This is a genomic window from Haladaptatus halobius (genome assembly GCF_020618475.1).
Lineage (GTDB): Archaea > Halobacteriota > Halobacteria > Halobacteriales > Haladaptataceae > Haladaptatus > Haladaptatus halobius.
In genome coordinates this window covers 960,397-983,878 of record NZ_CP085335.1, presented here as the reverse complement: position 1 = coordinate 983,878, position 23,482 = coordinate 960,397, and the positions used below count along the sequence as shown (strand labels likewise).

The following is a 23,482-nucleotide window of genomic DNA, read 5'->3' as shown; positions in this document are numbered from 1 at the left end:
AAATAGGAGTATTCGTGGATATATATGCACTAAATACCTAAAAACAAATCCAAATGTCTATCACTTCCCAGAAAATTTTACAGTATGCTACCTTATGTCATGGTATGTCGAGCCAAGCCTCGCCCGCGGGGACGACTTCCAGTGGAACAATCCGAAACGCTGTCCGTTCTGCGATGCCCCCCTCGACGACGGCAGTTGGGGATTCATCGTACACATCAGGGAGAATCAGCCGTGCAACGACGAGTTCGAGTTGTGGCGCGAACGGATCGGCGGCGACATGCGCGGCGAGTGGGGTGGATAGCGGGGCCGTCACCCGTTTCCGAGTCCCCGATTTCCGTCGTTTTCGTCCTCGCCCGACTCGTCTTTTCCGTGTCCGTCTTCGTGCTCCTCCCGGTCTTTCTTCTCGTCTTCCTTCTCTTTTTCTTCTTGCTTTTTCTCGTCCTTCCCGTCCTTCTCGTCTCTCTCGTCCTCTTCTGCCCGCTCTTTCCGCTCTTCCCGCTCTTGTTTTCGCTCGTCTTCGTCTCGCTCGTCTTCCTCGCCACTCGCTTCGGCTGCGCTCGCGCCGGGCCGGTCTTCCGTGCCGACCGCGCCGTCGGAACCGCTAGCGCCATCGTCCACGACGGTCGTAGGGAGAGAATCGGACGACTGCGACTGCACGCCGGGGGTCGGCAGGTCGACCACGCCGACCGTGACGACGATACCGGCCACGAAGAACGCGACACCGATAAGCGATAGCGCCCGCTGCATCCGACTCATCGTCCGCGAATCTTCGCGGACTGTTGACTTTATTAGTGATGGACTAAATCGTGCACCGTCGGTCGCTCAGGTCGCCCCATCGTCGAATTCGAGCGTCACGTCGAGCAAGGCGTGAAGCACCTCCGGAAATCGTGCGACTTCGACCTGCTCGTCGCCGCGGTATCTCACGATGTCGGCGGCAGCGAGTTTCGGAAGGTCGGTATGGTGGAGGTCAGTGTAGATTCTGACGTGCGTCTCCCCCGAGAGGGGTTCGCCTTGTCCCGCGGCCATCCACCCCGCGACGTTGTCCGCGATGCGCGTCACCGTCGACCGGTCGCGTCGGCGGAGATGATACAGCGCGTAGCGTCGCCGCGGCTCTGCGAGTATCTGTAAGAGCGTACGCAGCGAATCCTCCTCCCCGTCCATATGTTCTCGGCTAACGATAGGTGGGTTTTCAGTCCGGCGTAATAAAACGCCGGGTATCGCTGGGTCGGTCAGAGTTATAGTAGTCCCCCGGAATGTCACGGTATGGTCGATTTCCCGCCCTCCTCCCTCGACTCCGTCGAGGACGAAGAACGCGACCCTCGCGTCGTCGGCGTCGACAGCGACGACGCCGACAAACTCGTCGCGGCGCTCTCCTCGCAGACCGGTCGGGACATCCTCGCCGCCCTCTACGAGGAACCCGCGACCCCCGCGACCATTGCGGAGCGAGTCGATACGTCCCTGCAGAACGCCCAGTACCACCTCGGAAAGCTGGAGGATGGAAACCTCGTCAAGGTCGCGGACATGATCTACTCCAGCAAAGGCCGCGAGATGAAGGTGTACGCCCCGGCCGCGGAACCCCTCGTGCTCTTCGCCGGAAACGAGTCGGACACCGTTGGGTTGAAATCCGCCCTCAGAAACCTGCTCGGCGGTCTCGGCGTCCTCGGACTGGCGAGCCTCGTCGTCCAGCGACTCTCGTCCGGCGGGTTGACACTGACGAGCGGTGACTCCAACAGCGACGGGAAGTCGTCGAACGGGGGCGGCAGCGATGACGTCGCTCAAGGAACGACGAGCGGTAGCGCGGGAAGCGGCGATGCGACCGCCACGACGCAGTCGCCCGCGGACGGCGGAACGATGGAAGACACGGCGCGAACGACCGCGGATACGGCGACAACCGTCGCAGATCAGACCACCACGGCGGTGGGTGATGCGACCACGACCGTAACGCTGACGGTCGCGGAGGGGACAGCGGGCGTTGGCCTCCCGCCGGGATTGCTCTTCTTCGCGGGCGGCGCGCTGATCCTCGCGCTCGGGTTCGCGGTCTGGTACGTCCGGGCGCGGCGCGGGCGGGTGTGAACCCTGCCGCGCCGCGGAAGCCGACGGATCGTCCGCCTCGACTACCCGAACGAATCGTCTCGTTCTCTCGGATAATACTATGGTGTGTCAGGTGCTATCGATTGTCGAGCGTGTGCTCGACAGCAGAACCATCCACACCGTCGGAACGCTCTCGATGGCGTCGGGAGCGGCGGTGCTCGTCCTCTCGCTCTCCGTCGTTCTCGTCGGAATCGCGGATATCGTCGTCGCGTCGGCGACGACGACGGACGCGGTTTCCGTTCTCGTTCGGACGGTCGCGGCGGGGGGTTCGGCGGTCGGCGGAACGGGGGGGAGGCTCTCGCTCGGAGTTCTGGGCGTCGGCGTCGGCTGCTGGCTGCTCGGCGTCGGCTTGCTCTTGCAGGGTCGAACCGAGCGATGAGGCGAGGAGACTGTGTGGCGCGCGGACTGGCTGGCGGACGGTGGATGACGGTTCGACGTACCATGACGGAACCGGAACGCGCCACGTCCCGAATCTACTGCTGGGACACGAAAAGCGTCGCTAATTGTACTATATACGTCACTATAGTTCCTCGAACGAACGGCGCGGGACGACTCGCCGATTCGACGAGTCGCCCCGAACTCCCTTGTCGCTGTCCGGCGTACTCGGAGGCTGGTGATACGGTGAACTTCGAACGAATTCAGTCATTGGCCGAGCGACTCGGCGAGCGCGCGAGCGTCGAGACCGTTTACGGCGACCCGGTGTCGGTCGGCGATAGAACCGTCGTCCCCGTGGCGAGCGTCGGGTACGGGTTCGGGGGGGAGGGGACGAAGACGGCGGCGGGATGGGCGGCGGCGTCGGAGCGACGCCGGTCGGCGCGCTCGAACTGACGCCGGACGAGACGCGATTCGTCCGGTTCTCGAACCCGCGTCGCGTCGGCGTCACCCTCGTCGTCGGGTTCGTCCTCGGGGTGCTTTTCGGACGGAAGTAATCACGAATCGATCTGTTGGCGCAAACGATTTATGGAACACACCGTCGTACTCGAACGGAACGTCGCCGGGGGCGGGGGTTTCCGAATGGTCACGGAACGACAACTCGCAACGAGCAAAGCGATCAATCGCCAAACTGGACGGACGTTCTACGTCGCAACTCGACTCCTCCCGAAGCGGGTGCGACACCCGACGTACGTCCTCTACGCCTTCTTCCGAACGGCGGACGAGGTCGTGGACGACGCGGCGGGCGTCCCGCCCGAAGACCAATACGCGGCGCTAGAGCGTCTTCGAGCGCGGGCGCTCGGTCGGGAACCGACCGACGACCCGGTTCTGGTCGCCTTCCGCGAGATGGCGGACGAACACGACATCCCCGATCGGGAGATCGAGTCGTTCGTGGACGCGATGGCGACGGACATCGAAAAGGGGCGCTACGAGGACTACGCCGAACTGGAAGCGTACATGCGGGGGTCGGCGGCGGCCGTCGGTCGGATGATGCTCGCGGTCGTGGGCGCCGCCGACCCTGCGCGCGCTCGACCGCATGCGACCGCGCTGGGCGAGGCGTTCCAGTTGACCAACTTCATTCGCGACGTGCGCGAGGATATCGAAGAGCGCGACCGAATCTATCTCCCTCGGACGACGCTCGCGCGCCACGGCGTCACCGACGAGCAGATTCACCGGTTGGAGTTCTCCGCGGAGTTCGCCGCCGCGATGCGCGACGAACTCCGCCGGGCCGAATCGCTGTACTGGCACGGCGTCAGGGGCATCCGGTACCTCCCCGCCGACTGCCGGTTTCCCGTCCTGCTCGCCGCCGTACTCTATGCCGAACACCACCGACTCATCCGGGCGCGCGAGTACGACGTGCTCTCGGCGACCCCGCAACTCGGTCTCGTCCGTACGGCGTGGGTCGCCGCCCGAACACGCTGGCGCTGGCAGTTCTGCCGCAACCCGGAAACCGTCTTCCGAACCGTGAGCGCGATTTCCGAGAGGCCCGGTCGACGTGCGGGAACCAGTTCGCGGACGCCGACGCGCTAGCGAGGCGTTCCGCGGGACGACCGGAAGACGGCGAAATCGAACCGGTCGCTCCTGCGGAGGCCGACGAACAGCAGGAAGGCGACTGCGACGGGAATCCAGTTCGTGAAGTAGACGTTCATCGCGCCCCAGAGGACGACGAAGCTCACCATATCGTCCAGCATGAACTCGCACTGGTCGAGTCGCTCTCGGAGCGCGCGCCAGTCGAAACCGAGTTCGACCAGTCCGACCGCGACCGCGCCGCTACCCAGCCACCCCGCGTAGTTCGAGAGGGGAACGCCGTAGTACGTGCCACCCTCGGCGTACGTCCAGAAGCCGAGGGCGACGGCGGCGGGGTCTAACACGAGGTCGATGACCAGCACGACGGCGAGCGAGGCCACGAATCGAACGAGCCGCGACCGCGCTCGGGGGCCAAGCAGGAGGAGACAGAGCAGATAGCTGTTCAGCACGAGGGGGAAGAAGAAGACGGGGAGGCCCGCCGGAACCGTCCTGAACAGCGTTGGGCCGAGTTCGAGCCCGTAGCGAAACTCGCCGTATGGAAAGCCGGTGGTCACGCCGACGAACTCCACCGCGTACGTGTACGCCGTCAGCGCGAGGAGCGCGATTCCCGCCCGGCGGTCGACGAGCGGCGCGAGTCCGACGACGAGCGGCGACCGCATCACGAGCGTCCCGAGGAGGATGAGAATCGGGTCGTGTGCGAGTCGCGCCGGAAGCCACCCCTCGTAGCCCGCCACGAACAGTAGAGCACCGACTAGGGGGAAGACGATGGCGATGGTAAACCGGTTGTTCCGGACGAGTTCCGACAGCCTCACTTCCGCGTCGCGTCTATCCACGGACGACACCCCACAGACCGCCGAGCGTCAGCACCATCCCGACGGCGGCGTTGATGGCCGGGTACCACCAGTAGGCGCGGTCTATTCGCACGTCGCCGACGACCCACGTCGCGACGAGGGCGGGGTAGGCGAGCAACAGCGCGCCTGCGCGGGGGTCGAGGAGGGCGAACAGGCCCGCCGCGAGGAGCCAGCAGACTGCACAGTAGGCCAACGTTGCGCGCTCTCCGAGCACCGTCGCGGTCGTTCGTATCTCCGCCCGACGGTCGGGGTCGATATCGGGAATCGCGGAGAAGGTGTGCATCGCCATCGCCCAGAGCCACCCGCCCGCGACGGCGAGCAGGGGTGGACGGCTTCCCGCGAGCACGGCGTAGGCCGCGGCTCCCGGCAGGACGTAAAGACCGTTGGAGACGGAATCAATGAACGGCGTCGTCTTGAATCGCAGCGGCGGCGCGGAGTATCCCGCTCCGAGGACGAGAAACGCGAGGAGCCACGGCCACGCGACCGACGGCGTGACGAGCAAGAGGGAGAGTCCGAACAGGGCGGAAACGACGACCGCGACCGGAACCGCCCTGCTTCCGCGATACCTGCCTTCGCGGTCGTCTTTCTTCGGATTCACCTCGTCCGCGTCGGCGTCGAACATGTCGTTTACGCCGTAGAGGAAGACGTTTGCCGGGACGAGGAAGTAGGCAAACAGCGCGAGCGCGGGGAAAGAGAGCAGTTCGTCGACCGAAGACGCTCCGTAGGCGACCCCTACCAACACCGGCCCGGCGAGGTAGAGCCAGAACCGCGGGCGCGACAGTTTCAACAGCTGTCGAATCATCGTGTCGGATGCTTTCGGTTCACCGGTCTTCGACGACGGCGTCCGCGGCGTGCTGCCCGCCGATGAGGCACATCGGCACGCCGACTCCGGGCGTGGTGTACGACCCCGTGAAGTACAGTCCGTCGACCTTCGGCGAGCGGTGGCCGGGACGCATGGGGCCGGTCTGCCGGAGCGTGTGTGCCAGTCCGAGCGCGGTTCCCTTCGTGCTGTTGTATCGCTCGGCGAATTCCGAGACGCAGAACCGCTCCTCGAAGACGATTCGGTCGCGGAGTTCGACGCCGGTGTTCTCGGCGATATCGTCCAACATCTTCTCGCGGAATCGGTCGCGGATGGCGGGGCCGTCCGGCAGGCCGGGCGCGATGGGGACGAGGACGAAGAGGTTGCTGCACCCGTCGGGAGCCACGGCGTCGTCCGTCTCGCTCGGCGCGCAGAGGTAGTAAGCCGGGTCGTCGGGCCACGCGGGAGTCTCGAATATCCGGTCGAAGTGGGCGTTCCAGTCGGTCGGCAGGACGAGCGTGTGGTGGGCGAGCGGTTCTACGTCGCCCTCGACGCCGAGGTAGATGAGGAACGCCGACGGTGCGTAGGTGCGCGATTCCCAGTAGTCGGCGCTGTATCGCCGTGCTTCCGGTGGTAGGAGTTCCTGCTCAGTGTGGGCGTAGTCGGCGTCGCTCACCACGAGGTCGGCGGCGGTCGCTTCCTCCCCGCCGTGGACGAGGAAATCGCCCTCATGGCCGGTGATGCCGGTCACCTCGCGGTCGGTTCGGAACTCGACGCCCAACTCCTCGCCGAGTTCGACGATACCGTCCACCACGCCGCCGAGGCCGCCTTCCGGGTAGTAGACGCCGAGATTGAAATCGACGTGACTCATCAGGTTGTAGATGGCGGGCGTGTTCTTCGGGGAACCGCCCAGGAAAACGAGCGTATACTGCATGATCTGCTGGAGCTTCGGGTGGTCGAAGAAGTTCTCGACGTGGTCTTGCATCGACCCGAGGAGGTTCAGGCCGCGGGCGTTCTTCGCCACGTCCCACGAGAGGTAATCTCGAAAGCGGGCGCGGTCGGTGTAGACGAAGTACTCCATCCCCACGCCGTAGTTCCGCTCCGCCCGGTCGAGATACCGCTGGAGTTCCACGCCCGCGCCCGGTTCGAAGGCCTCGAACGTCTCCTTGTTCCGTTCGATGTCGGGGAGGATATCGACCGGGTTACGGGCCGCTCGCGTCTCAGGGCCGCTCGCACGACCCGAGGGGCGCGGTTCCTCGCCCTTGAAAAAGATTCGGTAGTGCGGCTCGAGTCGCTGTAACCGGTAGTAGTCGTCCGGCGAGCGGTCGAAGTGCGCGAAAAATCGCTCGAACACGTCCGGCATGAGGTACCACGACGGACCCATATCAAACCGGAAACCGTCGACGGAGAGGCGGCTGGCGCGCCCGCCGAGCTGGTCGTTCTTCTCCAGTACGGTCACATCCGCACCCGCCTCGGCGAGGTAGCACGCCGTCGAAAGTCCCCCGAACCCGCTCCCCACCACGACGACGGGTTGGTCGACGAGGTTCATACGTACCGTGCGAGCGCGACGCTGATAAAAACGACACCCCGATGGACAGGAGTCTTTGCCATTGCATAAGGTCGTTTCGCCGGACGTTTAGCTGGCGTATAACAAAGGTAGCAAAGTCCGTATATTCGGATGCGCCCTTCCTGACTCGGGCGCGCAAGTGTGCAGCCGTGAGTATAGGTAATCCGACGGTGCCAGAGGCTCTGGCGGAAGGTTGGCCTCCTTCCAAAGTGTCACCAACCCTCTCACGAAAGTTCTCATCTCGGGTACCGTTACTCCCACGCTGCACCTCTTTACTCTCGTGAAAATATTAGATTTCAGATAAATTTATATCGGCGTGTGCCGCGCTCCTACTCAACGGACGTACCAGACGAGGAACTCGACGCATTCTTACTGTTACTCGGTGTCGCAGTACTCTCGTTTTTCGTCGTGGTGACGTTGTACGTCGTCTGGTCCCGAATTGTCAGTCTCGACCCGACGCTCGCGCAAGGGTTCGTGTCGCTCTCGGGCGTGAAACGCTTCATGACGGCCTTGGCATCCGGCGTTCTCCTTGGCGTCAGAGCGGTGATCGCACCCTAGGTTCCGGTCGGTATCGCGGCCATCGTCATGCTCGCGGCCAGCACGTTCGCCGCGCTGATCTGTTCGAACTGGTGCGCAAGCGACACGCGACCTGACAATCTCCGAGTCAGGAGTGCGCTCCGACGCTCGCTTCGACCGCCGAGAGCAGTTCGTCCGGCGAGACGACCGTCCCACGCTCGCAGAGCGACCGATAGCGCGCCGCGGCGTCGCTCCCGGCGTAGTTCCGTTCCTCGAAGGGACGCTCTTCGACGACGACGACCGAGTCGGCTTCGCCGGCCGCTTCGAGGTTCGCCAGATTGCCCGCACCGACCTCCACGTCCGCGAGCACGGTCACGTCCGCGTCGCAGATTCGCGCTTCAACCGCTTCCCGGGCGCTCGCGCCGATGGGCGCGAAGGGTTCCTCGACCACCGCGTCCAGTCCGAGCAGTCGGGCGGTTTCGAGGTCGGAGTCGCCCTCGTTCAACACGCCGACGGACACCTCGTACCCCGCCGCCGAGAGCAAGTAGAGCAGGCGCGAGACGGTTCCGCCGCCCCCGACGACGTGGACGCGCCCCTCGCGGGCGGGGGCCGTCCGTTCCGGAAGCGCGGTCACGTAGGTCGACCCCGTCACGGGGTGGCGGGAGACGACCGCCCGAGCGTTGAACGCCTCGCGGAGGGTGTCCTCGGCCAACACGTCCGGCGGCGGGCCGGACGAGAGCACCGACCCCGAATCGAGGAGCAGGAGTTCGTCGCAGTAGTGCGCGGCGAGGTTCAGGTCGTGAATGGCCGCGACGACGGTCTTCCCTTCTCGAACCAGTTCGCGGACGAGTTCGAACGTCCGCACCTGATGGTTGATGTCGAGGCTCGCGGTCGGTTCGTCGAGCAGGAGGGTAGGGGTGTCCTGCGCCAACGCGCGGGCGAGCAAGACGCGCTGACGCTCCCCGCCGCTTACCGCGGTGATCGGACGGTCGGCGAACTCGACCACGTCGGTTCGCTCCATCGCGCGCTCGACCGCGTCCGCGTCCGTCTCGGTCGCTTTTTTCTCATCCGCGCGACCGCCGAACCGCGAGCGATACGGGTTGCGACCCATGGCGACCACGTCGCGCACGGCGAAGTCGAACGAGAGCGACGTGTCCTGCGGGACGGTCGCCACGCGGCGACTGGCCGCCTTCGAGGAGAGGTCCGAGACGGCGTCGCCGTTGACCAGTACGCGTCCCTCCTCGGGCGAGAGTACGCCGTTCATCGCCCGGAGCAGGGTGGTCTTCCCCGCACCGTTCGGCCCGACGAGTCCGACGAACTGCCCGTCCTCGACGGTGGCGGTAACGCCGTCGAGCACGCGGGAGGTTCCGAGCCACACCGCCACATCCTCTATTCGAATCACAGCGCGTGCACCTCCCGTTTGCGGAGCAGGTAGAGGAAGAAGGGCGCGCCGAGGAAGGCGGTGACGATGCCGACCGGGAGTTGCTCTGCGCCCGCCGCGGAGCGGGCGACGGTGTCGGTCGCCACGAGGAAGACGGCCCCGGCGAGCGCGCTGGTCGGGAGCAGGATTCGGTGGTCGGGCCCGACGAGCAGGCGCATCACGTGCGGCACGACGAGGCCGACGAATCCGATGACGCCCGACACCGCGACCGCGGCGGCGGTGACCACGCTAGCGACGGCGAGGAGGAGTCGTTTGGTTCGCTCGACCTCGACGCCGAGATTGTGGGCGTCCTCCTCGCCGAGCAGGAGGACGTTGAGTTCCTGCGCGAAGGCGGCGAGGACGAGGAAACCCAGGAGCGAGACGGGAAGCGCGACGCCGACCTTGCCCCACGAGGCGTAGTGGAGGTGGCCCATCAACCAGAAGACGGCTTCCCGCAGGCTCTCCCCGCTCTCAAGGAGGAGAAAGGAGACGACCGCGCCGAGGAGCGTCTGCACCGCGACCCCGGAGAGCAGGAGCGTGGCGACCGGGGTTCGCCCGTCCTGCGTCGCCAGCAGGTAGACGCCGAAGGCGGCGACCATCGCGCCGACGAAGGCGAACGCCGGGAGCGCGAAGGGGAGCGAAATCGAGAACGCGATGGTCGCAACCGCCCCGACCGCCGCGCCCGAGGAGACGCCGATGATGGAGGGGTCGGCCATCGGATTTCGGAAGAAGCCCTGCATCACGACGCCCGCGGTGGCGAGGGCGAAGCCGACCACCGCGGCCAGCGCGATTCGCGGCATTCTGAGGCGAGTGACGATGACTTCCGCGGTTCGCGGCACCGCGAAGGAGAAGAGAGGGTTGTACGAGAAGTTCGGAAACGGAACGCCGAGCGAGAGACCACCGGGAATCGACAGCGTCTGCTGAGCGAGTCGGACCCCGGTCGGTACCGCCAGCGCGTTGAGCAGTGTCTTCGCCACGACGACCGGCGAGAGGGACGTCGGGCCGGTCGCGGCGCTCGCCAGCACGACGACCACCAACGCTACCGTCAATCCCCCGCACCACGTCGTCACGCGCGTCCCATATCGCATCTGTATCCAAGTCTGGTTGCTTTAGGTAAATATTTATTGAATACGCTCGACGTGTCGAGTGTCATGAGATATCTACTGCTGTCGACGATGCTCGTCGTCGCCGCGATTTTCGGCTCCGTCGGTGCTGCTGGTACTGATAACTCCGTTAGTGCTGCCGACGCTGTCGGCGTCGCCGAAGCGACACAGGAAGCCTGTTCGTTCCCGATTTCGAAGACCGACGCGACGGGAACCAAGGTTACGGTTCAGAAGGAACCACAGAAGATCGTCACGCTCTCGCCGAGCGCCGCCCAAACGATGTGGGAGATCGGCGGGAAGGAGAAGGTCGTCGGCGTCACGAAGTACGCGATGTACCTCGACGGTGCGAGCGTGAAGAAGAACGTCTCGGGGGCCGGGATGACGACCGTCGTGCCCGAGAAGGTCGTCGCACTGGAACCCGACCTCGTGCTCGCGCCGAACGTCGTCTCCGACCAGACCGTCCGGAAACTCCGTGACGCGGGACTGACCGTCTACAAGTTCCGCGAGTCGAAGTCGCTCCGAAATATCTACGCGAAGACCGAGTTGACCGGGCAGTTGACGGGCGAGTGTCAGGGGGCGGCGGAGACCGTCTCGTGGATGAAAGACCGCGTCAGCACCGTCCGTGAAGCGGTCGAGGGCGAAGACCGACCGAAGGTGCTGTACGTTATGGGCGGCGGCTACACCGCCGGAACGGGGACGTTCATCCACACCATCATCGAAACGGCGGGCGGAACGAACGTCGCCGCAAAAGCGGGAGTCCAGAGCTACAAACAGATCAGCAGCGAGGTCGTCGTTCGACGGCAACCGGAGTGGTTCGTCGCCTCGCCGGGCACGAAGATCCCCGACGCGTACGGCGACACGCCCGCCGCGAAGGAGAACCGGACGGTGTCGCTGAATCAGAACTATCTGAACCAGCCCGCTCCGCGTATCGTCTACCCCATCGCGAAACTGGCGAAGACGCTTCACCCCGAAGCGTACGCGGAGGCGAACGCGACAAGTACGACTACGACGACGGAGACGACCGAAACGACGACGGCGAACAAGACGACCACGACCGGTTCCGGCGGGCAACCTGGCTTCGGGACGCCCGCCGCGCTGGTGGCGCTCGCGTTAACCGCCCTCCTCGCGCGGCGCGAGTGAGACGATTCGGCGGGGAGGACTCGGCGCGAGCGACACGAAAAGGCGTTTAACGGGGGACTACGGAGAGGAAGTATGGTCGAAATAGTCATCTGGCCCGCGTATCTCGACGCGGAGTTGACTCGGAGCGAGGGGCGGCGGGTGCCCGAGCGCGCCGCCGTCGAGGAGCCGACGGTGGACGAGATCGCCCGCGCGGTTCAGCAGGTCGGGTACGACACCGTCATCGAACGCGACAAAGCCTACTCGCGCGAGGGATGGGAAGAGCGCGGTCGCGTGCTGGTGAAGAACGCGGACGACTCCTCGAAGAACGACCTCGTTCAGGCCGTCGCCGCCTATGTGTCGGCCATGCGCGACTGATGCGCCGACTCGGGCAGGTCGTTCGAACCGCGCAGGGTCTCGCCATCGTCCGGTCGCCGGGCGAGGTGTACCCCGACCTCGGCACCGAGGTGGTGGACGAGAGCTTACAGACTGTGGGTCGCGTCGTCGACGTGTTCGGCCCGGTCGAACGACCGTACCTCGCGGTGTCGCCGGACGAGGGGACGCGACTGGCCGCCCTTGTCGGATCGAAACTGTACGCGCGATAGCGACTCGTCTCTGTTGCTGGAGCGTTAGCTTCTCCGGGAATCATCGTACTTGTTGCTTTTATCGCCGACTTCGTTCGCGGAGCGTTCGATTCTCAGAAAGCCCTCGTGTGCTATGCTCGCGCGAACCGCCCTGCGCTCCTCAGCGCTCACGTTCGTTCGCTCCTGCGGTGCTTAGGGGTTCGTGCTTCGCCGACCCCACTCACGGTTGCACCATTCGTAATCGAGGCGCACTGCGCCTCGCACCCCTCGCCCTTTCAGTCCGCCAGGATGTGGAACGGACGAGATAGCGCGCTTCTCGGCGAAGGGAAGTGTGTCTACTGCGGCTGGTCGGCCAGCCGTCGTGGTGGCGGGTGCGGTCGAGTGGGACTGAAAGGGGTGAATCACCACGAAGTCGTTCTGGAGCCTTCCGAGACGAGACAGACGAGACATCGCCGTATGCCCACTTTTCATCGCCTCCAAATGGAGTCGCGTAGAGATCGACGGGTACACGTGTCCGCGCCCGATATCCACTGCCATGAGCCAAATCGACGTGGAACCCGTCGAGCGAATCGACGAGGCGGACGTGCCTGCGGGCGTGGAGGCCCCGGAGTACGTCCTCTACGGCGGCAAGGGCGGCGTCGGCAAGACGACGATGGCCGCCGCGACGGGGTTGGCGAGCGCGCGCGACGGGACGCGAACGCTCGTCGTCTCGACCGACCCGGCGCACTCGCTGTCCGACACCTTCGAGCGAGACGTTCCGGCGGAGGCGACGCGGATCCGGGAGGACGTCCCGCTTTTCGCCGCGGAGATCGACCCCGACGCAGCGCTGGAAGAGCAGGCCGGGGTGTTCGGCGACGACGGCCCGCTCGATGGCGAGAGTCCGCTCGGCGGGCTCCTCGGCGGCGAGGACGACGGGCCGATGGCCTCCCTGCTCGGCGGGGCGATGCCGGGGGCCGACGAGGCCGCCGCGATGCAGAAACTCATCGAATTTCTGGACGACGACCGGTTCGACCGGGTGGTCGTGGACACCGCGCCGACGGGCCACACCCTCCGCCTGCTCGAACTCCCCGAGATAATGGACACGGTGGTCGGGCGGATAGTGTCGCTCCGCCAGCGATTGCAGGGGATGATGGACGGCGTGAAGGGCGTGTTCGGCGGCGAGAGCGCCCCGGAGGAGGGTATCGACGACCTCGAAGCGCTCAAGGGTCAGATCGAGCGCCTTCGAACGACCCTCCGCGACCCCTCGCGGACCGACTTCCGCGTCGTGATGATCCCCGAGGAGATGAGCGTCTTCGAGTCGAAGCGCCTGCTCTCGCAGCTCGACGAGTTCGACATTCCAGTGGGGACGGTCGTCGTCAATCGCGTGATGGAGAACCTCGCCGACGTGACTGACGCGGTCGATTCGAGCCAGTTCGTCACGCCGAATTTGGAGACCTGCGAGTTCTGCCAACAGCGATGGCAGGTGCAACAGCGCGCGCTTCAGGAGGCCCAAGACGTGTTCCGCGGCCACGACATCAAGCGCGTTCCCCTCTTCGCCGACGAGGTGCGGGGCGAGGAGATGCTGCGCGTCGTCGCGGCGTGTTTGGACTGATTTTCGACCGGACCCTCAGTCGCGCCGCTCGACCACTAAAACTCGCAAATCGTTCACGTTCGTTCCCGTCGGCCCGGTTTCCACGAGCGCCCCAACCGAATCGAGAAACGGGTGCGCGTCGTTCTCCCGAAGTGCCTCCTCCCCGCCCTCAACCGCCGTCTCGTCGTCCACGAGCGCGCCCGCGGCGTCGGTGCTTCCGTCCCGTCCGTCGGTATCGACGCTGGCGACCGTGATGCCCGCGTCGAGTTCGAGGAGGGAACCGAGGGCGAACTCTAGATTCGGGCCGCCCTCGCCCGCTCCGCGAACCGCGACCGTCGTCTCGCCGCCCGAGAGCAGAATCGCCGGCGGAACCAGAGGATTTCCTGTCTCCCGAACTTCCTCGGCGACGGCGACGTGGGTCGCGGCGGATTCGCGCGCTTCCCCGCGAACGCGCGAGGAGAGGATCATCGCTTCGTACCCTCGTTCGTCGGCGACTTCGCGGGCAGCGTCGAGCGCCGTGAACCCGTTTGCGAGGACGTGGTTCGTGACGCGGTCGAAGACGTGGTCGTCTTCGTCGGGCGTCTCCGACAGTTCGCCGGAGGCACCGCGCTCCAATCGGTCTCGAACGGCCGACTCCACGCCGTACCGGTCGAGGACGGCCAGCGCGTCCTCGAAGCTCGTCCCGTCCGGCGCGGTCGGCCCGCTACCGATGACGCCGGGATCGTCGCCGACCACGTCGCTGAACAGTAGACCGACGACGGTGGCGGGAGCCGCCGCGCGGGCGAGTTGCCCGCCTTTCAGCGCTGAACAGTGCTTGCGAACGGCGTTTATCTCGTCGATGTTAGCGCCCGCATCGAGCAGGTCGCGGGTCGCTCCCTGTAGGTCCGCCAGCGAGATTCCGTCCGCGGGCGCGGGCAGGAGGGCGCTCGCGCCTCCGGTGACGACCGCGAAGACGAGCGTCTCCTCGTCGGCGGAGTCGGCGAGGCGGCGCACCCGTCGGGTGCTCTCGACGCCTTCCTTGCTCGGCACGGGGTGGTCGCCCGGAAGCACGTCGACGGTCGTCGTCTCCTCGGGGTCGTTGGTCACGACCGCGCCGCGAGCGATGCGGTCGCCCAAAACGGATTCGAGCGCGACCGCGACCTGCGCGGCGGCTTTCCCGCCACCGATGACGACCACCTCGTCGTACACCGAGAGATCGTACTTTTCGTTCCCGATTCGAAGCGCCTCCCCGTCGAGTACGACCTGCTCGCGGACGACGGTTCGCGGGTGGGCCGCCTCGATTCCGGCCTCGATACAGGCCAGCGCCGCGTCGCGTGCGGGCGTCGCGGCGAGCGCCTCTCGATTTGCTATCATCCGAGGAACTTCTTCGCCCAGTCGCTGGTCGAAAGCTCCGAGACGGTTCCGTAGAGCTTGTCGAGCCACGCCGCCGGGAGGATTCGCGCGTAATCGGTCAGTTCGGCGACGGTGCCGACGGGATAGCGCGCCTCGGGGTGTTGGACGTTCGCCGCGTCGAGGATGGTGTCGGCGACTTCCTTCGGATGCACCGCGCCGGGCATCCCGCCGTCGACCGCCTGCCGGTCGCCGTACATCTCGTAGAATCGTTCGTAGGCTCCGGAGCGTTCGACGCCTTCTATCTCCCCGTTCGCCCACTCGTAGAACTGCGTGTCTACCGGGCCGGGTTCGACCAGCACGACGTCGACGTCGTACTCCGCGACTTCCGAACGTAGCGCGTCGGAGATTCCTTCCAGTGCGAACTTCGACCCGCTGTAGATTCCCATGCCGGGGACGGCGACGCGCCCGACCGCGCTGGAGACGTTGACGACGGTTCCTTTCCCTCGCTCGCGCATGTGCGGGAGGGCGGCCCGCACGAGGCGAAGAGGGCCGTAGACGTTCACGTCGAACTGCGCGTGCACCTGCTCTATCGGTACGTCTTCGACGGGGCCAGGTTGGGCGTATCCCGCATTGTTGACCAGACAGTCGACGTGCCCGTGTTCGTCCACGATGCGCGAGACGACGCGGTCTACGTCATCGTCCTCTCGGACGTTCAACGTGGCGACGTGACAGCCCTGCTCGCCGAGCGTTTGGATATCGGCGGGGTTTCTGGCAGTGGCGTACACTTCCCAGCCGTCCGCGAGGAACGAGAGGGCGGTCTCCCTGCCGATTCCCGACGAACAGCCCGTAATCAGCACAGTCTCGGCCATGGGGTTTCCTTCGAAGGGGGGTGGCTAAGTACCAACGGTTTCCTTCACCTCGTCGGCGTAGGCGTCCGCCCGCCGGGTCGGTTCCGGAAGTTTGTAGCCCGCGCAGAGTTTCCAGACAAGCTCCGCCGCCGTCCCGGCGCTCACCCGGTGGCCGGGACTGACGTAGAGGGGGTTGACATGGCGCTTCTGGGGGTTGTCGTACTGGCGCGACTGGAGCGCGTAGCCGATGACGGTTCCGTTGGGCGCGCTGACCCGATTGTTCGCGACGATGGAAACGCGCTCGCCCTCGTCCATGTGACCCTGCGGCGGGTCGCGCAGTTTCCCGCAGAGCAAGTTCTTGGCGACGCCGATGGCCGGCACGTCCAGCATGACGCCGATGTGTGTGGCGATGCCCGCCTGTCGGAAGTGAATTCGTCCGCTCCCGTCAACGATGGCGAGGTCGGGGTCGACCGCCAGCTCCTCGAACGCCGCCAGAATCGCCCCTCCCTCGCGGAAGGACAGCAGGCCGGGGATGTACGGAATCTCCGTCTTGACCGCGGCGTGAGCGCGCTCGACGACCTCGCCGTCGCGGAGCGCGACGATCGCGCTCACCGCGTAGTCGCCGACGAACGCTTGGTCGACGCCAACCACGACCGGCGCGTCGGTTCCGTCTCGCTCGCGGTCCCCCTCAGAGCCGTCACCGCCTCCGGTCGGAAGCCGAGTCTGCGCGTTTTCGGCCGCGGCCTGAACCGCGATCGGGTCGAACCCGAACTCGTCTTCGAACACCGCCGTCTCGGCCACTTCGTGCTGGAGCGCCTCCATCTCCTCGCGCGATAGCGAAGCGTCCGGCACGAACTCGGGATGAGCGACGGTCATCAGAACCGTCTGCCACCCATTCCGCCCCTGCCACCACCGCCGAATTCGAGCTGTTTCGGCGCGCGCTGACCTTCCTTCCTGAGCTTCGCGCCGTACAGCAGACCGAGTCCGAGGCCGGTGAGGTGCGCGAGCTGCGCGACGCCGCCCGCGCCGATACCGCCGGAGACGCTGGTGAACGCCGAATAGACGGCGAACGCGAGCGTCGCAAGCCAGAGCGGCATCGGGATGATGAAGTAGAGGTAGATGCGGAGGTTGGGGTTCAGCACCGTGAGCACGCCCATGATGGCCGCCACCGCCCCGCTCGCGCCGAGGACTGCGGACGGTTCACCGGGAGTCGTGAGAGCCACGACGCCGACCTGCGCCAGTCCGGCGAGAATTCCGGCTCCAAAGAACAGCGCGGTGAACTTCTTGCTCCCGATGCGTCGTTCGACCACCGGGCCGAAGAAGTACAACACGATGCTGTTCACGGCGACGTGGAAGAATCCGTTCGGGTCGTGGGCGAAGATGGAGGTGACCCACGTCCAAACGCGCTCGATGTGCGTCGATTGGAGGAGGAATAGCTCGCTGAACAGTTGTTCGCTTCCGAAGTTGAGAACCAGGAACTCAGCGATGAACGTCAGCCACATCAACCCGAGGAAGACGAACGTCATGTTCCCCCGGAAGTACGCGAGGGGGCCGCCGGTTCCGGTGTTCACGCTGAACGTCCCGCTCCGTCCTCGGTTCTCCACGCTGTCGTCGAACCCGCTGTCGAAGACCCCTTTCGGGTCGTTCCACTCGTTCAGCCCCGGGCAGGAGTGATTTTCTGGCAGACGATGTTCGCCGCAGAACGTCCCGCCGCACATCCGACATTTGTACGGCATGTTCTCGTTTTGACCACACAGGTCGCAGTTCGCCATTGGTTTGTCGTTTGAACCGACAGCAGAAATGGGTTTGGGTGGTTCGGTGCCCGTCGCTATCGGGGGTCTTCCGGCCGCTGCCCGCCGAAGACGGCGAAGTTGTAGTACTGCCAGATGGACGTGATTGAGTCGAATCCCGATTCGCGGAGCCACACCAGTTGGTCGGTGAGGGTGTCGGGGTCGTCGTACTCGTCGCTGGCCTGCCAGCGTTCCATGAACTCCTCTTCTTCCCAGCCTTTGGCGCGAACCCAGTTTTTGATCATCGCGTCCGAGAGCGTCTCCAGGTGCGGCGCATCGAAGTGGATCACGTCGCCGTTGACGAACCAGCCGCCGGGGACGAGCGCGTCGAAGACGGCGTCGAAGAGGGTACGCTTTTCCTCGGCGGAGAGGTGGTGGACGGCGAGCGACGAGATGACGAGGTCGAACTCCCCACTTGAGGCGGGGTGGTCATCCGGAAACGCGCCCTGCTCGATATCGACCCGGTCGCCGAACGTCTCCAGTTTGCGCTCGGCTTCGGCCAGCATCTTCTCGCTGTGGTCGACGGCGAGGACGCTGCTCTCCGAGAAGCGGGTGAGCAGTTTCGCGGTGAGTTCCCCCGTTCCCGCGCCGAGTTCGAGGACGCGAATCTCGTCGGTGCGCTCCTGCGGCGGCACGTTCAAAATCGCGTCGTGGAGTTCGTCGTACCGCGGGACGATGGCCTCGATGCCGGGGTCGTAGACGCGAGAATCTTCGAACACTTCGCCGGGTTTCTTCATGTTCCCTTTAGCGGCCCGAGCAAGTAATGCTTTTTCCGGCCTCATTTGCGGGTGGGGAATCTATTCTCGGGACGCATAGGGGCAGGAACTTTTTGTCTGCGACGACGAGTAGCACGTGTGAAAGGGTACGAGCGAAAACAGCTACTGGAGCGCGTCGAACGCGAGGGGGCGACCGTCGGCGCGGCCATCCCCGAGACGATAACGGTGCAGGGGGAGGATATCAACCTGCGTGAGTTCGTCTTCGAAATCAAGCGCCGGGAGACGATTCCACCGGGCGAGCGCGACCAGGTAGACCGGGCCAAGTCGAACCTGCGCCGGGAACGCCTCCAGCGCAGACAGCGACTCGAAAACGAAGATATCTCCCGCGAGGAGGGTGAGCGTCTGGTCGAGAGCATCATCGGTATTGACCGGGCGCTGAACGCGCTGGAGAGTCTGGGGCCGACCGACCTCGAAGCGGAAGAGCGGGCGAAAGACACCGCGGACATGAAGCGCTGGATGTCGTTCCTGAAGAAAGCGCTGGGGCACGAAAACGCCGGTAAACGGTCACGACTATGAGCAGAAACGCCGAAATTTCCGACCTGTTCGAGGAGTACGCGAACCTACTGGAAGCGCAGGACGTAGGGTACAAACCCCAAGCCTACCGCCGGGCCGCGGACAACATCCGGGACTACCCCGAGGATATCGAGGAGATGGCGGCGGGCGGCCCGGCCGAAGTCGGACGGATTCCGCAGGTCGGCGACTCCATCGCCGGGAAGGTAGTCGAGTACTTCGAGACGGGCGAGATAGAGGCGCTCGAAGAGGAGCGCGAGAAGCTACCCGTCCGGATGGAGGAACTGACCCGCGTCGAAGGCGTCGGGCCGAAGACTGTCGGCGACCTCTACCACGAACTCGGCGTCGAGACACTGGACGACTTGGAGGAGGCCGCCCGCGACGGGGAGATCCAAGAACTCAAGGGGTACGGGCAGAAGACCGAACAGAACATTCTCGACGGAATCGAGTTCGCCCGCACCGTTCGCGGTCGGCAACTGCTCGGCGACGCCCGGCCGGTGGGCGAACAGGTGCTCGCGTTCTTCGCCGACGTGCCGAGCGTCGGACGCTGCGAACTCGCGGGTTCCCTGCGGCGCTGGCGCGAGACCATCGGCGACGTGGACGTGCTGGCGGAGAGCGAGGACAAGCAGGCGGTCGTGGATGCTTTCACCGACTGGGAACGCGCGACGGAGGTCATCGAGGCGGGCACCGACAAGGCCGCCATCCGCGTCTCGGACGTGCGTATCGACCTCCGGGCCATCGCGCCCGAGGAGTTCGGGAGCGCGTTGCAGTATTTCACCGGGAGCAAGAACCACAACATCACCCTGCGGAACTACGCCATCGAACGCGACCTGAAGGTGAACGAGTACGGGGTGTTCGACGTTTCAGAGGTGGACGACCCCGACGCGGGCCAGCGAGTCGGCGAGCGAATCGCCGGCGAGACGGAAGAGAGCATGTACGACGCGCTCGGCCTGCCGTTGATAGCACCCGAGATGCGCGAAGACAGGGGTGAAATCGACGCCGCGGTCGCCGGAGAGCTTCCGGATCTCGTCGAAGAGGGCGACGTTCGCGGCGATCTCCACCTCCACACGGACTGGTCTGACGGGGGCTACACCGTCGAAGAGATGGTCGACGGGGCCGCCGAGTTCGGTCTCGATTACATCGCCGTCTCCGACCACGCGACCGGGCCGGGGATGGTCGGCGGCGTCGGCCTCTCGGACGACGAACTCCGCGAGCAGATGGAAGCGATTCGAACGGTCGCGGAAGACGCGCCGATCGACGTGTTCGCCGGCGTAGAGGCGAACATCGACGCGGAGGGGGGAATCAGCGTCGCGGACGACGTGCTGGCCGACTTGGACGTCGTGATCGCCTCGCCGCACAGCGGACTCAACGGAGACGCGACGGAACGCCTGGTTCGGGCCATCGAACACCCGAGCGTCGACGTACTCGGCCACCCGAGCGGTCGCCTCATCAACCAACGCCCCGGCGTCGATTTCGACGTGCGCGAGGTGGCGAAAGCCGCCGCGGAACACGGCGTCGCACTCGAAATCAACAGCAACACGCACCGCCTCGACCTCTGGGGGGCGGCGGTGCAGGTCGCGGTCGAAGAGGGTGCGTCCGTCGCCATCGATACGGACGCCCACAGCCCCGGCGAGTACCGAAACGTCCGGTACGGGATTCACACCGCCCGACGCGGGTGGGCCGAGGCCGGTGACGTGCTCAACACCCGCGACGCAGAGGGCCTTCGGGAGTTCTGCCACTGATGGCCCTCTTTCTCGACGTGATGTTGGGAAAGCTCACGACCTACCTCCGGATGTGCGGGTACGACGCGGCTTACGCCCTCGACAGGGGTATCGAGGACGACGACGCGATTCTCGAAATGACGCGAGAGGAGGGCCGGACGCTCGTGACGCGGGACGAGGAGTTGGCGGCGCGAACCGACGATTCCATCCTCGTCGAATCGCTCGACGTGACCGACCAACTGCGAGAACTCCGAGGTCGAGGTCTCGACCTCTCGCTCTCCGAACCCGCTCGGTGCTCGGACTGTAACGGGACGTTGGTGCGCGAAGCGGGTCGGCAACCCGACCACGCGCCCGACGAGAAAACGGTCTGGCGGTGTCGAGACTGCGGAAAACGGTTCTGGAAGGGGAGCCACTGGGCGTCGGTCGAACGGACGCTCGAAGAAATCCGACGGTGAGGCGTTAGCGGTCGATGGTCGGCGTCAGCGATTCGGCGTCCACCGGTCGCAGGCGTCCATATCGGTCATCCGCCGGTCGTAGAGACCGCAGTAGGGGGTCATCCCGTCGTCGGTGCGGACGTAATCGAAGTGGGCGCAGTTCCCGCAGTATGTGTCGGTCGCCGTGGCTGTCGTTTCGGGCGGTCGTTCGCGTTGCGGGGAGATCGGCGAGGTGATGTCGTCGTTCGTCGCACCTCCGTCGCTCACAGGGTCGCTCGCCGCGCCGATCTCGCCGTCCGGTTGGTCGCCGAAGACGCCGATGCTGCCGAATCCGCGCGAGCGTTCGACCTCCACGACCTTCGTCTCGCCCTTGCGCGTGACCTCCATCGTGACGGTTCCGCCGGGGTCGTTGCGCGTCTTGAAGTTCACGACGGCGGTGAACAGACACCAGAACGTGACGACGAGGCCGAGGAAGTAGACCGCGACGACAGGGAAGGTGAGGTGTTCGCCGTGTTGGGCCCAGTGGAGCGGATAGGCGTACCAGAACATCCCGACGCCGAGGGACGGAGATGCTCGATCCGATGGCCGCCGCCGCGCGGACGCGGTTGCTCGTCGCCGGGAGGACGGCGAAGATGCCGACGAACACCGCCGGAACGCCCAAACCGGCTGTGATGCCCGCGAGCTTTCGAGGGCCGTAGACGTCCAAGCCGACCGCCGAAAAGAGGCTCGTCGTCGCCGCGAGGATGGCGACGACGACGAGCAGAGACCCGGCGAGAAACAGGCCGACGCCGAGGTAGAGGCGCTTCGGGCGCTTCTTGACCCCGTCGCGCCCTTCGTAGGTTTCCCCGAGGCTTGTCATGTATCCGTCATTGAAGGCCACCTACTAAACTACTGCGTCAGACAATTATCACGAAGAGGACGGTTCGGCACGAAATCGGCACTAAAAAGAGTGCTGTGGCGGCGTCTTCGATCGGTCAAATTAGTTATTGATTTGCTCGGTTTCGACCGAATCTGAGTGGTTCGTTCCGACCCAACTACTAAGGCCGATACCGCCACGCAGGAGTCGCTAGGTTCAGCCACCACACCGCGGGAGTTGCTGAAACCAGCACTGCACAGCAGGAGTCGCTAGGGCAAAATACCGCAACCGCAATGCGGTTCGTTGTGCGACCATCGCACGACGAGCCGCGAGGCCCCAGTCCTCCGCGCGTGGGAGCAGGCTTTGCCGACCACTGGCTCAGCCTGCTCCCTGATGCGTCCTGAAAGCGATTGGTCGGCTTGTCGCCGCGCTGTGGCAGGTAACACAACCGCCAGAGGCTAGCCCACTCACCGGAAAATCGAAGATTTTCCGGGCCGACGAACCCCCGAAGGGGTGAGGAGCGCTTTTGGTCGAGCTTTTGCCAGGGAGGCAGGCCGAGACGAGCGACGCGCGGCGCTCGTCTCAGCACCCGACCGCAGCAAAAGGCCGTGTCGAAAAGCCTAATCCCCGGGGTGTCAAACGGGCGAGTATGGCTGACGACAACGAAGACGAGGGCCCCGCCGTCGAACTCGGCGAGCGAGAGCGCGTCGAGGGCGCGCCGGTCGCGCGCCTCTCCTCCCGACTGTTCTGGCCGATTCAGAAGAGCGAGATAGTTCGGAAGGTCGGCGACCAGACGGTTCGAACCCCCGACGGCCCGCGGAAACTCTCGGACGTACTCGAAGACGTGGACGAGACGTACTTCCAGAGCGAACACGAGTTCACGCGGGAGGTTCGGGACGCCGGCGGCACGGGGCCGGTTCCGACCGCAGACGATTCGTGAACGTCGCCCGGTCGGTCGAAGGGCGGACGTTCGGGCTGACGTGGGTGCAGTTATCGCTGCTCGTCGGTGCGGCGCTGACGGTCGCGTGGTCATGGTGGGAGATTCCGCGCAACAGTTTGAACGCGCGGGTCATCCGCGACGTGACGCTGTACGTGGCGATTCCGGGTGTGCTGGCGGTGACCCACGGACGCCATCTCGGCTATCGAATCGACCGCAAAGCGATCCGCAACACGGTCGTTCTCGCGGCGTTCGTGGTTCCGTTCTACGTCGTCGGGTCGTCGCTCCCGTCGATTCGAACCTACTATCCGATGTGGAGCACGACCGCCGAACTCGGGAGTTTCCTCCCGCACGCCGCAAAGCAGTTCGCCGTCGTCGTCGCCGCGGAGACGTACTACCGCGGTCTGCTCTGCGTCGGCGTGCGGAAAGTTGGGTTCAAGAGCGTGTTCATCAGCCCGATCGTGTACGCCCTCCACCACCTCGGCAAACCACCCATCGAACTCCTTCTCTCGGGACCGACCGACGTGCTCTTCGGCGCGGTGGACTACGACTGCGATTCGTTGCTACCCTCCGTCGTCGCACACGGACTCGGTCTCGTCCTCCTCGATTGGCTGGTGCTTCACGACCCGCTCGTTCGCCCGGAGACGGTGGTCGACTGGCTCTCGTGGCTTCGAATTCCGTTGTGACGGGATAGGAACCGGG

28 protein-coding genes and 1 pseudogene are annotated in these 23,482 nt (G+C 65.3%); 16 read left to right on the top strand and 13 right to left on the bottom strand.

The window, feature by feature from the left end; translation table 11 throughout:
• Nucleotides 1-94: 94 nt before the first annotated feature.
• Nucleotides 95-301 (top strand): DUF7501 family protein, encoded by a 207-nt coding sequence (locus LIW51_RS05640; RefSeq protein ID WP_227376237.1) that lies wholly within the window; start codon nucleotides 95-97, stop codon nucleotides 299-301.
• Nucleotides 302-309: 8 nt separating this feature from the next.
• Here LIW51_RS05640 and LIW51_RS05635 read toward each other — a convergent pair whose 3' ends face one another.
• Together LIW51_RS05635 and LIW51_RS05630 are read right to left on the bottom strand one after the other, a co-directional pair.
• Nucleotides 310-756 carry a hypothetical protein gene (locus LIW51_RS05635; protein WP_227376236.1) on the bottom strand — a complete coding sequence of 149 codons (447 nt, stop codon included), beginning with the start codon at nucleotides 754-756 and terminating at the stop codon, nucleotides 310-312.
• A gap of 66 nt (nucleotides 757-822) precedes the next feature.
• Nucleotides 823-1,161, bottom strand: coding sequence for a DUF7344 domain-containing protein (locus tag LIW51_RS05630; RefSeq protein ID WP_227376235.1), 339 nt, complete (start codon nucleotides 1,159-1,161; stop codon nucleotides 823-825).
• A 102-nt stretch (nucleotides 1,162-1,263) separates the two neighbouring features.
• On the opposite strand from LIW51_RS05630, the gene LIW51_RS05625 reads away from it, so the two are divergent.
• The 5 genes from LIW51_RS05625 (at nucleotide 1,264) to LIW51_RS05605 (ending at nucleotide 4,053) form a co-directional block, all read left to right on the top strand.
• Nucleotides 1,264-2,073, top strand: coding sequence for an ArsR/SmtB family transcription factor (locus tag LIW51_RS05625; protein ID WP_227376234.1), 810 nt, complete (start codon nucleotides 1,264-1,266; stop codon nucleotides 2,071-2,073).
• A 91-nt stretch (nucleotides 2,074-2,164) separates the two neighbouring features.
• Nucleotides 2,165-2,470: a hypothetical protein gene (locus tag LIW51_RS05620; protein ID WP_227376233.1), complete on the top strand. Its 306-nt coding sequence runs from the start codon at nucleotides 2,165-2,167 to the stop codon at nucleotides 2,468-2,470.
• A 14-nt stretch (nucleotides 2,471-2,484) separates the two neighbouring features.
• Nucleotides 2,485-2,919, top strand: coding sequence for a GerW family sporulation protein (locus tag LIW51_RS05615; RefSeq protein ID WP_227376232.1), 435 nt, complete (start codon nucleotides 2,485-2,487; stop codon nucleotides 2,917-2,919).
• Complete coding sequence (locus LIW51_RS05610; RefSeq protein ID WP_227376231.1) at nucleotides 2,874-3,020, top strand: hypothetical protein; 147 nt, start codon at nucleotides 2,874-2,876, stop codon at nucleotides 3,018-3,020. The genes LIW51_RS05615 and LIW51_RS05610 overlap by 46 nt, the downstream gene beginning before the upstream one ends.
• 85 nt (nucleotides 3,021-3,105) lie before the next feature.
• Nucleotides 3,106-4,053 (top strand): phytoene/squalene synthase family protein, encoded by a 948-nt coding sequence (locus LIW51_RS05605; protein WP_227376748.1) that lies wholly within the window; start codon nucleotides 3,106-3,108, stop codon nucleotides 4,051-4,053.
• Here the strand turns inward: LIW51_RS05605 and cruF are convergent.
• The 3 genes from cruF to crtID are packed head-to-tail and all read right to left on the bottom strand — an operon-like array spanning nucleotide 4,050 to nucleotide 7,249.
• Nucleotides 4,050-4,883 carry a bisanhydrobacterioruberin hydratase gene (gene cruF / locus LIW51_RS05600; protein WP_227376230.1) on the bottom strand — a complete coding sequence of 278 codons (834 nt, stop codon included), beginning with the start codon at nucleotides 4,881-4,883 and terminating at the stop codon, nucleotides 4,050-4,052. The two genes, LIW51_RS05605 and cruF, sit on opposite strands and share 4 nt — an antisense overlap.
• Nucleotides 4,876-5,703: a prenyltransferase gene (locus LIW51_RS05595; RefSeq protein ID WP_227376229.1), complete on the bottom strand. Its 828-nt coding sequence runs from the start codon at nucleotides 5,701-5,703 to the stop codon at nucleotides 4,876-4,878. Before LIW51_RS05595 ends, cruF begins: the two co-directional genes overlap by 8 nt.
• Nucleotides 5,704-5,722: 19 nt before the next feature.
• Nucleotides 5,723-7,249: a bifunctional phytoene desaturase/3,4-desaturase gene (gene crtID / locus LIW51_RS05590; RefSeq protein WP_227376228.1), complete on the bottom strand. Its 1,527-nt coding sequence runs from the start codon at nucleotides 7,247-7,249 to the stop codon at nucleotides 5,723-5,725.
• 336 nt (nucleotides 7,250-7,585) lie between these two features.
• On the opposite strand from crtID, the gene LIW51_RS05585 reads away from it, so the two are divergent.
• Nucleotides 7,586-7,825 (top strand): hypothetical protein, encoded by a 240-nt coding sequence (locus LIW51_RS05585; RefSeq protein WP_227376227.1) that lies wholly within the window; start codon nucleotides 7,586-7,588, stop codon nucleotides 7,823-7,825.
• 106 nt (nucleotides 7,826-7,931) lie between these two features.
• On the opposite strand, the gene LIW51_RS05580 is transcribed toward LIW51_RS05585, so the two are convergent.
• Together LIW51_RS05580 and btuC are read right to left on the bottom strand one after the other, a co-directional pair.
• Nucleotides 7,932-9,185, bottom strand: coding sequence for a heme ABC transporter ATP-binding protein (locus LIW51_RS05580; protein WP_227376226.1), 1,254 nt, complete (start codon nucleotides 9,183-9,185; stop codon nucleotides 7,932-7,934).
• A complete protein-coding gene (gene btuC / locus LIW51_RS05575) occupies nucleotides 9,182-10,291 on the bottom strand; it encodes a vitamin B12 ABC transporter permease BtuC (protein WP_227376225.1) in 1,110 nt (369 codons plus the stop codon). The genes LIW51_RS05580 and btuC overlap by 4 nt, the downstream gene beginning before the upstream one ends.
• A gap of 63 nt (nucleotides 10,292-10,354) precedes the next feature.
• On the opposite strand from btuC, the gene LIW51_RS05570 reads away from it, so the two are divergent.
• The 4 genes from LIW51_RS05570 to LIW51_RS05555 all read left to right on the top strand — a co-directional run bounded on the left by LIW51_RS05570 (nucleotide 10,355) and on the right by LIW51_RS05555 (nucleotide 13,597).
• Complete coding sequence (locus LIW51_RS05570; protein ID WP_227376224.1) at nucleotides 10,355-11,446, top strand: PGF-CTERM-anchored ABC transporter substrate-binding protein; 1,092 nt, start codon at nucleotides 10,355-10,357, stop codon at nucleotides 11,444-11,446.
• Nucleotides 11,447-11,518: 72 nt separating this feature from the next.
• Complete coding sequence (gene srp19, locus LIW51_RS05565; protein ID WP_227376223.1) at nucleotides 11,519-11,800, top strand: signal recognition particle subunit SRP19; 282 nt, start codon at nucleotides 11,519-11,521, stop codon at nucleotides 11,798-11,800.
• Nucleotides 11,800-12,027, top strand: a complete 228-nt coding sequence (locus LIW51_RS05560; RefSeq protein WP_227376222.1) for an H/ACA ribonucleoprotein complex subunit GAR1 — start codon at nucleotides 11,800-11,802, stop codon at nucleotides 12,025-12,027. Before srp19 ends, LIW51_RS05560 begins: the two co-directional genes overlap by 1 nt.
• Before the next feature lie 514 nt (nucleotides 12,028-12,541).
• Nucleotides 12,542-13,597, top strand: coding sequence for an ArsA family ATPase (locus LIW51_RS05555; protein WP_227376221.1), 1,056 nt, complete (start codon nucleotides 12,542-12,544; stop codon nucleotides 13,595-13,597).
• A gap of 15 nt (nucleotides 13,598-13,612) precedes the next feature.
• Here the strand turns inward: LIW51_RS05555 and LIW51_RS05550 are convergent, their stop codons facing one another.
• Genes LIW51_RS05550 through LIW51_RS05530 form a run of 5 tightly spaced genes read right to left on the bottom strand, consistent with a single transcriptional unit; the run spans nucleotide 13,613 to nucleotide 18,283 of the window.
• Nucleotides 13,613-14,929 carry a glycerate kinase type-2 family protein gene (locus tag LIW51_RS05550; RefSeq protein WP_227376220.1) on the bottom strand — a complete coding sequence of 439 codons (1,317 nt, stop codon included), beginning with the start codon at nucleotides 14,927-14,929 and terminating at the stop codon, nucleotides 13,613-13,615.
• The gene (locus tag LIW51_RS05545; RefSeq protein WP_227376219.1) at nucleotides 14,926-15,777 is read right to left on the bottom strand and encodes an SDR family oxidoreductase; all 852 of its coding nucleotides are present in this window, start codon (nucleotides 15,775-15,777) and stop codon (nucleotides 14,926-14,928) included. The genes LIW51_RS05550 and LIW51_RS05545 overlap by 4 nt, the downstream gene beginning before the upstream one ends.
• Before the next feature lie 24 nt (nucleotides 15,778-15,801).
• Nucleotides 15,802-16,632 carry an endonuclease V gene (locus LIW51_RS05540; protein ID WP_227376218.1) on the bottom strand — a complete coding sequence of 277 codons (831 nt, stop codon included), beginning with the start codon at nucleotides 16,630-16,632 and terminating at the stop codon, nucleotides 15,802-15,804.
• Nucleotides 16,632-17,528 carry a rhomboid family intramembrane serine protease gene (locus LIW51_RS05535; protein WP_227376217.1) on the bottom strand — a complete coding sequence of 299 codons (897 nt, stop codon included), beginning with the start codon at nucleotides 17,526-17,528 and terminating at the stop codon, nucleotides 16,632-16,634. Before LIW51_RS05535 ends, LIW51_RS05540 begins: the two co-directional genes overlap by 1 nt.
• Nucleotides 17,529-17,584: 56 nt before the next feature.
• The gene (locus tag LIW51_RS05530) at nucleotides 17,585-18,283 is read right to left on the bottom strand and encodes a class I SAM-dependent methyltransferase (RefSeq protein ID WP_227376216.1); all 699 of its coding nucleotides are present in this window, start codon (nucleotides 18,281-18,283) and stop codon (nucleotides 17,585-17,587) included.
• A gap of 117 nt (nucleotides 18,284-18,400) precedes the next feature.
• On the opposite strand from LIW51_RS05530, the gene LIW51_RS05525 reads away from it, so the two are divergent.
• The 3 genes from LIW51_RS05525 to LIW51_RS05515 are packed head-to-tail and all read left to right on the top strand — an operon-like array spanning nucleotide 18,401 to nucleotide 21,008.
• A complete protein-coding gene (locus LIW51_RS05525) occupies nucleotides 18,401-18,838 on the top strand; it encodes a DUF5788 family protein (RefSeq protein ID WP_227376215.1) in 438 nt (145 codons plus the stop codon).
• Complete coding sequence (locus tag LIW51_RS05520) at nucleotides 18,835-20,574, top strand: DNA polymerase/3'-5' exonuclease PolX (protein ID WP_227376214.1); 1,740 nt, start codon at nucleotides 18,835-18,837, stop codon at nucleotides 20,572-20,574. The genes LIW51_RS05525 and LIW51_RS05520 overlap by 4 nt, the downstream gene beginning before the upstream one ends.
• Nucleotides 20,574-21,008: a Mut7-C RNAse domain-containing protein gene (locus LIW51_RS05515; protein WP_227376213.1), complete on the top strand. Its 435-nt coding sequence runs from the start codon at nucleotides 20,574-20,576 to the stop codon at nucleotides 21,006-21,008. Before LIW51_RS05520 ends, LIW51_RS05515 begins: the two co-directional genes overlap by 1 nt.
• 24 nt (nucleotides 21,009-21,032) lie before the next feature.
• Here the strand turns inward: LIW51_RS05515 and LIW51_RS39050 are convergent.
• A pseudogene (locus LIW51_RS39050) lies at nucleotides 21,033-21,846 on the bottom strand (cell division protein CdpA domain-containing protein).
• Nucleotides 21,847-22,492: 646 nt separating this feature from the next.
• On the opposite strand from LIW51_RS39050, the gene LIW51_RS05505 reads away from it, so the two are divergent.
• Nucleotides 22,493-22,783, top strand: coding sequence for a DUF5789 family protein (locus tag LIW51_RS05505; RefSeq protein ID WP_227376211.1), 291 nt, complete (start codon nucleotides 22,493-22,495; stop codon nucleotides 22,781-22,783).
• Nucleotides 22,780-23,466 carry a CPBP family glutamic-type intramembrane protease gene (locus tag LIW51_RS05500; protein ID WP_227376210.1) on the top strand — a complete coding sequence of 229 codons (687 nt, stop codon included), beginning with the start codon at nucleotides 22,780-22,782 and terminating at the stop codon, nucleotides 23,464-23,466. Before LIW51_RS05505 ends, LIW51_RS05500 begins: the two co-directional genes overlap by 4 nt.
• The last annotated feature ends 16 nt before the right edge of the window (nucleotides 23,467-23,482 follow it).